This window comes from Amphritea balenae (assembly GCF_003858655.1).
GTDB classification, from domain to species: domain Bacteria; phylum Pseudomonadota; class Gammaproteobacteria; order Pseudomonadales; family Balneatricaceae; genus Amphritea; species Amphritea balenae.
In genome coordinates, this window is the sequence record NZ_RQXV01000001.1 from 491,338 (window position 1) to 503,253 (window position 11,916).

The following is an 11,916-nucleotide window of genomic DNA, read 5'->3' on the forward strand; positions in this document are numbered from 1 at the left end:
CTTCAGCTTGCAAGTTAGAACCCTCCACCAGATATATTAAAGCCTTCAGCTCATTAGCGAAGGAGACCAGGGTATATAAAAGCCCTCTTTTTGGCATTACAAATGCCTTACAAAACGAGTTAAACAGTACTCCACTGGACCCAAAGAACGGTTTAATTACCAGAAGCACTATCGCTAATAATGCGGAAGCCTTAAGGCGCCCGCATTATTAGCAGCCCCCTTGCATACTTCAGCCTATTTTTTTTAACCTCTGCTACAGGTAGAGGCATGTTCCCAATATGACATATTCATTTGTCACCCCCCTCCCATCAAGTGGTAACATCGATTACTAGTAGTTATTCGGAGGGCCTAACCGTTGAAATTAAAAATGTTGTACGCCGCGATGTTTGCCACAGCAATGCCTGCGCTTATGCTGTCGCCTTTAGCCTCGGCAGATATCAGCGTCGAAGGTAGCTCAGTAGGCAATAATCTTACCGTTTCCAGCGGCAACACCGCAACGAACATCAGAGTAACCGGTACTACTGCTCAAAGTATTCAGATCGATGCTGGCGCTACAGCCGATAATGATAATGCCAGTTCCAATTATGCCATCGTCCTGGATGGCAATCTCGATAGTTTAACCAATAACGGTACCATTACCGCGACACCAGTTGGTGACCCGGATATGCAGGGGGCCATCGATATGGATGGCGATTTTCTGCTGGATAGTTTTATTAATAGCGGCAGTGTTATCGGTGACCCGACCGCCGATGGACTAGATGCCATTTCCATCGAAGGTACTGTAAGCACTTTCACCAATACAGATACCGGCCAGCTGATCGGTGGCGATGATGGAGTCCGGATTGATGGTGGTACCTATACAGGACATGTCGGCACACTGTCCAACGCAGGCTTAATTAAAGGCAAGGATGATGATGGTATCCAGATCGATGATGCTACAGTAAACAATTTGAACAATAGCGGTTTAATTGTCAGTGAAGTCGATAACGGGATAGAAATAGATGCCAGCTCTATTCTATCCCTGAATAATAGCGGAGCGATTACTGCCGAAGACGACGGCCTTAACCTAGACAATGCTGCAAGTATTGACACTCTTAACAACAGTGGCCAAATCACTGCCTTAAATGGCGATGGTATCGACCTTATTGATGGCAGCATCTTAAGCACCATAACTAATAACAATATTATTATTGGTGGGGATGTAGGTATTGAGATTTCCGATAGCTCTATAGCACTACTCACCAACAGCGGCATTATCACCGGTCAGGGTGATGACGCTATAAATCTTGATTCCTCGACTATACATACTTTGAACAACCTCGGAACCATTGATGGCGAAGTCGACACGGGTTTAGATATTATCGATAGTACTATCACGACCCTGAATAACAGCGGTACCATCACCGGCATCACTGACGGCATCTATCTCGATAACAGTACTATCTCCAGCCTGACTAACAGTGACAGCATCACAGCCAGCGGTAGCGGCGACGGTATCGATCTGACCAACGGTACAACTATCACCAGCCTGAATAACACCGGTACTATTTCCGGTACAGATAATGGCCTTGAGTTATCCGATACCGGAACACTTATCGGCCTCCTGAACAATACCCAAACCATCAGCGGCGGCGATAGCGGCCTTGATATCAGAGCAGACGCGGCCATTAACAGCCTCGATAACAGCGGAACCATCATCGGCCTGGATGATGATGGTCTGCGTATAGATGCTTCCACCATCACCTTACTCGATAACAGCGGTACTATTGAAGGCGCAGGAGCTTCAGGTTTTGACACTTCAGGTATCTACGCTTCCGATTCAACCATAACCACACTTATTAACAGTAGTATGAACAGTATCCGGGGCACCGATCATGGTATCTACCTGGACACTGGTACTATCAACGATCTGACTAATACCGGCCTGATTTATGGTGGCGACAGCCCATCAACAACATCAGATGATACCGACTCAGGTATCACTGTTACCGGGGCAGGCAGTCTGATCAGCAGCCTAACCAACAGTGGCATAATCTCTGGCTATGATGGGGATGCTGATAGCGATGCAAGTAACGATGGTAGCGGTATTATCATTGATTCCGGTGGCGTAATAACCACTCTGGATAACAGCGGCACTATCATCGGTGATGATTATGCCATTTATGTGTCATCAGGCACTCTGACTACCTTGAATAACAGCGGTATTCTCAACGGCGATATTGATCTGGATAGCAGTACAACAAACCTTAATATCATCGGTGATAACGCACGTATTATTGGTTCAACTATCGGTACCGATACGACAGTCAATATCAACGGTAATTTTTCCACAGAAGGCAGTTTTGATATTCTAACAATGAATATCGACGCCAATGGCGACCTCAGTCTTAATCATGATATCGCTGGCAACCTAACTAACAATGGCGCACTGCAAATATCTCCGAATAGCATAAACACGATAAATATAGACGGCAGCCTGACTCAAAACAGTGGTGCCACAATGTTTGTCGATTATGATCAAAACCTCTCTCCGGGTAACGAAGGTACAAATAGCGATCTACTGGTTATTACCGGAAGTGCCGATATTTCCGGCACAGTTCGCTTTATTTCAAAGGATATGATCGATGCTGCCAGCACCAACCCGATCCGCATAATAGATACCTCTGGCGGCGCTACGTTTATCGGTACAATAGATGGCATCAAGGGTAACTTTGAAGAGCTCAGTGCTGCAGGCCATGCCGGCTCTCTGGGTTTTGCTGGCTTTGCAACCGATCCAAACCCCGTTGCGGTGAACGCTTCAGACAGTATCGCCTTAAATAACAGCGCTCTATTTCTTTCCGGTAGCTGCGGCTTCAGCAGTAATAACGAAGCAGAAGGTCGCAGTGCAGGAACCTACCGCCACAGCCATAGCGACTGCCTGACCCCTTCACGAAACCTGCTTAGTTATACCGACGGAAATCCAGCCTGGGGACGCATAATTTTGTCTCAAGGCAGTCAACAAAGCGAACCAGGTATCAGCGGTTACGACTTCAACACTATAGGTCTGATCGCAGGCCGCTCCAGAATTCTGGATGAACACTGGTCTGAAGGTTTCTCTATCGGACTAATCAATAGCAAGGCGGAAAAACACAGTTGGGGAACAGATCAGGCAGACAGTATCTATGTCGGTTGGCAACGTGACTATCTTGAAGAAGATCGATTCTATAATTTCTCTTTGGCTATAGGTTACAACCAGTTTGACCTTGAACGTAGAGTGTCTATCGATGGAGTTCCTGTCACAAGTAGCGCCAGACCCCATGCATGGACCTTGGCTGCCAAAGCGACTATTGGCGAGGAGTGGCAAACAGAAAAAGATACCTATGCCAGACCTAGCGCATCTCTAAGCTGGTCCCGGATGCAGAAAAGCGCCTATCAGGAAACAGGTGCTGGCGACTTCAGTCTGAAACTCGATGAAGAAACGCTCGATGAGCTTAGAGCTGATGTTGCTGTCGAAGTATCTATGGATCAGCGTGCCGATGAGAACTCTGAACAGATTGACTCGACCCTGGCACTCAGTCTGGGAATTTCAGCACGACTAAAAAAGGATGACCGTCGCTATAATGCCAGCTTCATCGGCTTTGGTGATGACTTCACCATTCAGGGAGATGATGAGAACCGTATATTAATGCGCTACGGGATTGGCTGGACCCGTCATTACAGCCCAACCAGTAATTTCTTTATTGGTCTGGATGGCGCGATGAACAATGATTACCATGAGCACCAGCTAAACGTGGGCTTCAGGCATGTATGGTAGCTAACAATCAGGGCAGCTGCTGTACGGTATATCCACGTGCGGCAAGCTGTCGTAACAAACCGTCTTGCCCAACTAAATGCGCCGCTCCTACCAGCACCAGCTCTGTTTCCTTTTCGCTTTTGAGCATCTGCTTAATCTGAGGTAACCAAAGCAAATTTCTATCGACCAACAAGCGATTATAGAGCGCAGGAAACTGTTGCTGCATATCGGTTACGACTAACCTTTCCAGGCTGGCCTTATCACCATCTCGCCAAGCTTGAATCAATTCCCCCATAAACTCAGTTGACTGATCCATTTCAGAAAAAGACTGCTTCAGGAACAACTCTTCGTTGCCCTCGCCCATTGTCGCCAGGTATGAGATCTGTTGATCTACCGATTCAAGCCCGCGCACAGGCTTTTTATCCCGCTTGGCCCGTTGATGAAAGTGCTGGTCGATACCCTGAGTATCAACCCCAATCGACTGTAATTCAGACATTGTCAGTGTCATCGCCACACCACCGGGCTTCATGAACGGTAACAGCATGGGGGGCAGATTAGCTTTCCGCCAACGCTCGGCTATCTCTTGATAGAGCTCATCAGATATAAACTGTCTCAGATTATTGTGTTCAGGGTAGATCAAAGACTGCTGTAAGCGATTCTGAATCACCGGATCCAATAACTGAGCCAGATCGGTTTCAAACACCAACAGATCAGATGCCTGATAAACATCCTGAAACTCGGCAGGCAACGGATAATCATCGGCCCTTAGCATATGAATGGTGCCTGCCAGATAAAGCACACTGGAGCCCTGGCTTATTTGCCATACGGAGCTTGCCGCACTGACAAACTGAACCGTCCCCAGCACAGCAAATAAACACAGGAATACCACAGATCTGATTGCTTTAGTTAGCATATTTTCTCGATTTATCGATTAAGCAGAATAAGACCGCTGCATTATACAATGACCACCTGCCTGAATAGCGTCCTGCAACGCCTCTTCAGCTTGTTCAATGATTAAGGGGCCAGAAACACCCCGCTCACAACTAACGCCAATACTGCACTTAAGTAAGGTTTTATCTTTACGGTTCAACTCGATCAAAGACGATTGTAACCGCCTTGCAAGCAACATAGCGCGACTCAGGTCAGTATCCGGCAAGACAATAACAAACTGATCACCAGCCCATTGCCCTACAACATCATCAAACTGCAATAAATTGAGAAATAGCGCCTCTAGTGAATCAGCCGTGCTACCTAGCCTATCGCTTGTCCTTTCATTCTCAATCTCCATCACTATCACTGAAACAGGCCTATTCCCGGCGCATGAAACTACATTTTCCAGATAACTTAGAACTTTATCCGTTGAGTATACAAAGCCCTGTTCCAACACATAATGGGAAAGTGGTTTATACCTGTGTTTAGAAAGCCAGGCGAAGTAAACCATTAACAACAACAACCCTAACACCAGCATCAGAATGGCAGGCCAAAGATAAGTGGCCACTTTAATAGTCTGAGGCTGATAGGCCATCCAACGGGCCGCAAAACGAAGATGATCTTCACTGCCAAGCCTAAGCAAAAGTCTATTCAGAATACCAGTGAGCAAGACATCTTCTTTACGCACTCCGATGGCCAGACTCCATTGCTCTATAAGTGGTCCCTGAATAATCAGATCGGTTAGATTCAGCTCTTTAAAAGTATAATTGAGCGTTGCGTAAGGCCCAAGCATTACATCCACCTCCCCCTGAGCCACCTGTTCAACGCCTTTTACTATATGCTCAAAAGAAACCAATTCAAGCTGAGGATAGTTCTGTACAAGATACGTAGCATAGGCATCACCTTTAAGCACTCCAACTCGAAACCCTTCTAGCTGTGAAAAGCCTTCAATCTTTGAAAAAACTCTCCGGGTTGCCAGTGACAATGACACATGACGATAAGGCGCAGTATATGAAAGATACTCTCTACGTTCAGCTGTATTAATTCCGGTAAATAAAACCCGGCAACGACCTAAACGGGAAGCATCAATACTCTCTTGCCAGCTTTCTGTTAAAACCAGTTTAAAAACTATGCCAGTCTGTTCTGACAAATACTGAACATATTCGGAATCAATTCCAATCAACTCATTATCTGCAATGCCTGAATAAGGTAGCCAGTCAGGATCTGCACAAAAAGTTACTTCAGTATTACTTTTTAAAAAGTCTCTTTCTGAACGAGTCAATAACAGCGGTAGTTTGTTCCACGCAGGCTGATAGATAAACTCACTTATATCGTAGTCAGGCAGATCCGGACTAAGCAACTTGTAAATTGGGACCATAGCACTAAAACGCTCAGATGAGAGACTGCCAAACTCAATACCATCGACATAAGCCAGCTCCTTAAGACTCTGCCCTTCAAAAAAGAGCGCTTCCAATGAGCGATTCTGGGTGTTGTAATTTGAATAGATCAGATTAGCGGTGGCCTGGATATTATTGAACGCATATTGCCACCCTTTGATACTGGCCCGACGAAAACGTTCCACCAATTCAGGTTTCTGCTCAAGCAGCAGATTAGATGTAAACAGTATATCGCTATACATCTCGAAGCCTTTCGTTCCCGGATGAATAATATTGTAGCCAATCCCTTGCTTAATCATCTGGTAGGGCTCATTCGAAATATAAGCACCCATCGCATCCGTATTACGATCGATTAGATCCTGCAGATTGAAGCTGTGATCCTGATGTAAATATTCACCGGGCTTTATTCCAGCCTGCAGCATCATCGCCATTACTTCAGCATTTTGTTCCGCATCTGAGGTAATCATAATCCGCTTGTCTCGCAGATCTTTAACGTGGCTTATGCCGGAATCATCCCGGGTCAATAGCATTAAAGGTGAACGCTGAAATGCAGCAAACAACGCGGTAATCGGCTTGCCTTGTAAATAGTCAACCAGTATTGATGAGCGTCCAACGGCAAACTCTGCCTCACCATTGACCACCATTTTTGCCAGGTCCCGATCATTGCTGAACTCCAGCAGTTCAACATCTAATCCTTCATCCTGGTAAAAACCTTGATCTAAGGCAGCATAGTAACCAGCAAACTGGAACTGATGCTTCCACATCAGCTGTAATCGGACTGTTTCAGCAGCACAGAGCGGTTGAGTAAAGAAAAAACACAGTAGGGTAAATATCAGCGCATTTAACCTGCAATGCGAACACCTGATAAAAAGCAAATCAAATCTGAGTACGTATGGCATAGCAAACCTTCCCTGGTTTTGTCTGCCAACCTAACCCTTTGAGCGCAGATAAAGCACAAAAAGGTAATACCTATCTAGCAGAAAATCTCAATAACAGTATAAAAACAGTAATCCATATTTTTCAATTAAACCTTATATTTAAACGGTTGTATGACTCTTAAACCATCTGGTCTGACCGACAGGCAAAACAAATTATTTGAGGCATAAAAAAAGAGCGCAAAGCGCTCTTTTTATCTAACTGTTTTAACAACTTAGCTATTGATGTACTTCTTATGCACCCGGCGGGTAATGCCCGTAAACAGAGTATAAGGAATCGTAGCGCAGTGCGGTGCGATTTCAGCGGCTGTCAGGTTTTTACCCCAGAACTCAACCTCAGTTCCAACACCAGCATCCGGGAAATCAGTAAGATCAACCGCCAGCATATCCATTGATACCCTGCCAATGATCCGGGAACGCTGACCATTCACCAGCACAGGGGTTCCGGTACCAGCATGGCGAGGATAACCATCGGCATAACCCAGTGCAACCGTGCCTACACGGGTTGGTGCATCGGCGCAAAAACTGCCCGCATAACCAACACATTGACCCGGCTGTATTTCACGTACAGCGATCACTTCAGACGTCAGCGTCATCGCAGGAATCAGCTTATCCGCATTTTCCTGGGCTTGCGGGAAAGGCGTTGCTCCATACAACATCAAACCCGGACGCATAATGTCGCGACGGGCATCGTTCCAGGCCAGTACGCCGGCAGAATTAGCCAGACTAACAGGTGCATCAATATCTGCGGTTACCGCATTAAAAACAGCAACCTGCTCTTGAGTCGCTATTTTATCCAGCTCATCAGCACAGGCAAAGTGACTCATTAGCACTACATCAGCCACATTATCCAGCGACTTAAGACGAGTATATGCCTGCTGGTAATCATCCGGATGTACACCCAGACGATGCATACCTGAATCCATTTTCAGCCAGATATTGATCGGCTTACTCAGGTTAGCATCAGCTATCTGATCTATCTGGGCAACACTGTGAACAGCACACCACATACCTTTTTCACTGATGTATTCCAGTTCTGACGCTTCAAAGAAACCTTCCAGCAACAGAATCGGTTTATCAATACCCGCCTCTACCAGCTCGATACCTTCTTCAATGCAGGCGACGCCGAATGCATCAGCTTCAGGCTCCAGTGATTTAGCTATCTCAACAGCACCATGACCATAGCCATTCGCTTTAATTATTGCGACGGCTTTACCGGCAGAATTAAGCGACCGGGCTAGCCGGTAGTTATGCCGGATAGCGTCCAGATCGATAGTGATTCTTGCAGCACGACTCATTAATCTTCCTCTTAAACGGTAACCATTACCGCTTCTACTTCGATATCCGCATCCTTTGGCAGCGCTTTAACAGCATAAGCAGCACGGGCCGGATATGGCTGTTCAAAATAACGTGACATCACTTCATTAACGGTGGCAAAGTTAGCCAGATCGGTCAGTAGAATAGTAACTTTTACCAGGTCATTCATAGAGCCACCTGCTGCTTCAGAAATCGCTTTCAGGTTTTCAAAAACCTGAACAGCCTGAGCTTCAAATGACTCGGTTACCATCTCCATCGTCGCCGGAACCAGAGGGATCTGACCAGAGATGTATACAGTGTTATCGACCTTCACTGCCTGGGAGTAGGTACCGATAGCGGATGGGGCATTTTCAGTTGCGATAATAGTCTTAGTTGGCATGTTCATATCCAGTATAAAAAATAGAAATTAGTCTAAGGAAGGTACGCATATATCCCTCGTCTCTGGCTTACAGAGAAAACACCGGGCTTATTCGCACCTTACTCTAAAGATTACAATCTGTTCATTGCAACGGCACAATTACCGCCTGTCCCCCGACAGTCAATCGGGACAGATTATAGCCTGTTAAAAAATTACAGCACAGGGGCCAGTGCAACCTTTTCAGGTAGCCCAGCCTTAGATAATTGGGCGGCCTATTTCTGACCATAACGTGCAGCGGACAAGCCTTCCGGATCGATATCCGTGCTGTTACCACTGATCACATCAGCAATAAACTTTCCTGATCCCAGTGACATAGTCCATCCCAGAGTACCGTGACCGGTATTCAGATACAGATTAGGATAGCGGGTTCCACCCAGAACCGGAGTACCATCGGGTGTCATTGGCCGTAAACCGGTCCAGAACTCTGCTTTTTCAAGATCGCCACCACCGGGGAACAGATCCCCTACTGTATGCTCAACATTCTTGCGACGCTTTTCTTGTAGCGACGTATCGTATGACGTAATTTCAGCGGTACCACCTACTCTGATCCGATCTTCAAAGCGGGTAACAGCGACTTTAAAGGTTTCATCCATAATGGTTGAAACCGGCGCTTTAGATTCATCAATAATAGGCAAAGTCAGTGAATAGCCTTTTATCGGATATACCGGTACGACAACCCCCACATTAGCCAACAGCAGCGTTGAGTAACTGCCCATACACATCAGATAACGATCGGCAGTAAAGGTGCCTTTATTGGTTTTGACGCCAACAATATTGTCATCGTCACTGATCAGACCTTCTACCTCTGTATCAAATTTAAATTCGACACCTAGCTTTTTACATTCTTCAGCCAGCGCAGTGGTAAATTTAAAACAGTCTCCGGTTTCATCACCGGGTAAACGCAGGCCACCCACGATCTTATCTTTTACATGACTTAATGCGGGCTCTCTTGATACACAGCCGTCCCGATCAAGCACTTCGTAGTCTACTCCGCACTCTTCCAGAACCTTAATATCCTTGGCAGCGGCATCAACCTGTTTCTGGGCTCGAAACAGCTGCAAAGTACCATTGGTTCTCGCATCATAATCAATTTCGACTTCAGAACGAAGATCTTTGAAACAATCACGGCTATACTCAGCTAAACGCATCATCCGTGCTTTATTCACGTGGTATGAGCTTTGGGTGCAGTTAGACAACATTTTAGTCATCCATTTTAATGTGTTGGCATTAACCTTAGGGTTAATCATCAGTGGAGCCAGGTCCTGCATCATCCACTTGATCGCTTTCAGAGGTACGCCAGGTGCAGCCCAGGGTGCTGAGTAGCCTGGAGAGATCTGTCCGGCATTGCCAAAGCTGGTCTCCATAGCCGGAGCACTCTGACGGTCGATGATAGTCACCTGATGGCCCTGCTTAGCCAGATACCAGGCGCTGGTAACGCCAATGACACCACTACCCAAAATTACAATTTGCATAAAACTACCTATCTGTTTTTTATATTTATTAACAACAAAGAATTCGGCTAGTATATTGCAGCTTTGACAGTTTATTTTTTTGTAATTAAACTAGTTTCAAAACTATTACCCTAGTAAAATCCAAAAATAAAAAAATTTAACTCTAAAGCAGAGTAGCGCTATGAAACCGAGTCAGAAACGTAAGCTGGATAAGATTGACCTGAATATTCTGAAGACCCTGCAGGAAAACGGTCGAATCAGTTATGTCGATCTTGCTGATATTGTGGGTCTGAGTACCACGCCTTGTATGGAGCGTGTCAAACGGCTTGAAAAAGATGGTCTGATTCAGGGTTATTACGCCCGTATCGATCCCCAGGCAATGGGGTATGGCATGCTGGTATTTGTCGAGATCTCACTCTCATACCAATCGCCCGATGCATTCCTGAAATTTAATCAGGCAGTCGCATCCCTTCCTTATGTATTGGAATGCCATCTGGTATCCGGTGATGCCGACTTCCTGATCAAAGCGCGCATTGCCGATATGTCAGAATACCGTGCCCTGCTGGGTGAGATGCTGCTAACCTTACCAGGCGTAAAGAACTCTAAGAGTTATATCGTAATGGAAGAGGTAAAAGAGTCGCTCAGTCTGCCTATTAACCCTCACCAACCCCGTGCTTAATAGCCTTTTATTCAGGGCTGGTTGCCGATCTCTAGCAGCCAGTCATGAACCGCTTTAATACGAGGGTTCTTTAACGCACCCTGAGGGTAAATAATATAGTAGCTACACCGGCACTGTCGTTTTTCATAGGGCGCAATTAGCCTGCCACGTATGATCTCTTCCGTTATTAGCGACTCCCGGGCAATAGCTGCGCCCAACCCCGCTACGGCGGCCTTAATGGCCATATCCCCCCGGTTAAAGTAATGCCCCCTGCTGGTATCGATATCCTTCATACCATTCACATCCAGAAAATACCGCCACTCCGCATCAGGCTCAGCGTTAGCCCAGGGAGCAGTATCATGCAGCAAAGGCACCCGGTTTAACGCACCGTCCATCTGCCAGTCAATCGCACTGAAATATTCAGGACTCACCACCGGGAACAGATATTCGTCCATCATCAAGGTACTACTAAGCCCCGGATAATCACCAACGCCATAATCAATCGCTATATCAAAATCGCGCGCTCGCAGGTCCAGCAAACTGCCCTCAGCAAAGGTTTCTATTCGAATATCCGGAAAGCGTTTTTGAAAACCACCCAGCCGGGGAATTAACCACTTAAATACAAATGACGGGATAGACCGCAACCGGACACTACCCTCCAGATCAGAACGTTTAATACGCCCTAAACAGCTATCCAGGCTCAGCAGAGCCGGCCGTGCGGTTTCATATAACTGAGCCCCCTGGGGTGTCAGCTCAACCTGACGTGTCTTACGGGTAAACAAACCCGTACCAATCTGAGTCTCCAGATTCTTAATTTGCTGACTGACTGCGCCGGGTGTAATAGATAACTCTGCCGCAGCCTGACTGAAACTGCGTAATCGCGCCGCCGCTTCAAAAGTTTTCAATGCGGCTAAAATCTGACTATTCAGATGCATAATATTCTGGCCACCGACTGATGATATAAGATTATGGTTTAGTTAAACTAAAACATACTATAGAAATGATCGATTGTTTAGTCTGACTATCCCTAACAGAATG

Annotated in this window: 8 protein-coding genes; 2 read left to right on the plus strand and 6 right to left on the minus strand. The window is 46.2% G+C overall.

Annotated elements, in window-relative coordinates; genetic code table 11:
* The first annotated feature begins 355 nt into the window (after positions 1–355).
* The gene (locus EHS89_RS02275; protein ID WP_124924479.1) at positions 356–3,793 is read left to right on the plus strand and encodes an autotransporter outer membrane beta-barrel domain-containing protein; all 3,438 of its coding nucleotides are present in this window, start codon (positions 356–358) and stop codon (positions 3,791–3,793) included.
* Between the two features lie 7 nt (positions 3,794–3,800).
* Here the strand turns inward: EHS89_RS02275 and EHS89_RS02280 are convergent, their stop codons facing one another.
* The 5 genes from EHS89_RS02280 to EHS89_RS02300 all read right to left on the minus strand — a co-directional run bounded on the left by EHS89_RS02280 (position 3,801) and on the right by EHS89_RS02300 (position 10,241).
* Positions 3,801–4,685, minus strand: a complete 885-nt coding sequence (locus EHS89_RS02280) for a TraB/GumN family protein (RefSeq protein WP_124924480.1) — start codon at positions 4,683–4,685, stop codon at positions 3,801–3,803.
* Between the two features lie 18 nt (positions 4,686–4,703).
* Positions 4,704–6,863 (minus strand): ABC transporter substrate-binding protein, encoded by a 2,160-nt coding sequence (locus EHS89_RS02285; RefSeq protein WP_170167387.1) that lies wholly within the window; start codon positions 6,861–6,863, stop codon positions 4,704–4,706.
* A 386-nt stretch (positions 6,864–7,249) separates the two neighbouring features.
* Positions 7,250–8,332, minus strand: coding sequence for an alanine racemase (gene alr, locus EHS89_RS02290; protein WP_124924482.1), 1,083 nt, complete (start codon positions 8,330–8,332; stop codon positions 7,250–7,252).
* 11 nt (positions 8,333–8,343) lie between these two features.
* Entirely contained in the window at positions 8,344–8,730 is a 387-nt protein-coding gene (locus EHS89_RS02295) for a RidA family protein (RefSeq protein ID WP_124924483.1), read from the minus strand.
* A 251-nt stretch (positions 8,731–8,981) separates the two neighbouring features.
* Positions 8,982–10,241, minus strand: coding sequence for a D-amino acid dehydrogenase (locus EHS89_RS02300; RefSeq protein WP_124924484.1), 1,260 nt, complete (start codon positions 10,239–10,241; stop codon positions 8,982–8,984).
* Positions 10,242–10,401: 160 nt separating this feature from the next.
* On the opposite strand from EHS89_RS02300, the gene EHS89_RS02305 reads away from it, so the two are divergent.
* Positions 10,402–10,899, plus strand: coding sequence for an Lrp/AsnC ligand binding domain-containing protein (locus tag EHS89_RS02305; RefSeq protein WP_124924485.1), 498 nt, complete (start codon positions 10,402–10,404; stop codon positions 10,897–10,899).
* A gap of 11 nt (positions 10,900–10,910) precedes the next feature.
* Here the strand turns inward: EHS89_RS02305 and EHS89_RS02310 are convergent, their stop codons facing one another.
* The gene (locus tag EHS89_RS02310; protein WP_124924486.1) at positions 10,911–11,813 is read right to left on the minus strand and encodes a LysR substrate-binding domain-containing protein; all 903 of its coding nucleotides are present in this window, start codon (positions 11,811–11,813) and stop codon (positions 10,911–10,913) included.
* Positions 11,814–11,916 lie beyond the last annotated feature (103 nt).

Bases quoted from the DNA above. Each gene is read 5' to 3' on its own strand.
- EHS89_RS02280 (WP_124924480.1), bottom strand. From the start codon at position 4,685: ATGCTAACTAAAGCAATCAGATCTGTGGTATTCCTGTGTTTATTTGCT.
- EHS89_RS02285 (WP_170167387.1), bottom strand. From the start codon at position 6,863: ATGTGGAAGCATCAGTTCCAGTTTGCTGGTTACTATGCTGCCTTAGAT.
- alr (WP_124924482.1), bottom strand. From the start codon at position 8,332: ATGAGTCGTGCTGCAAGAATCACTATCGATCTGGACGCTATCCGGCAT.
- EHS89_RS02295 (WP_124924483.1), bottom strand. From the start codon at position 8,730: ATGCCAACTAAGACTATTATCGCAACTGAAAATGCCCCATCCGCTATC.
- EHS89_RS02300 (WP_124924484.1), bottom strand. From the start codon at position 10,241: ATGCAAATTGTAATTTTGGGTAGTGGTGTCATTGGCGTTACCAGCGCC.
- EHS89_RS02305 (WP_124924485.1), top strand. From the start codon at position 10,402: ATGAAACCGAGTCAGAAACGTAAGCTGGATAAGATTGACCTGAATATT.
- EHS89_RS02310 (WP_124924486.1), bottom strand. From the start codon at position 11,813: ATGCATCTGAATAGTCAGATTTTAGCCGCATTGAAAACTTTTGAAGCG.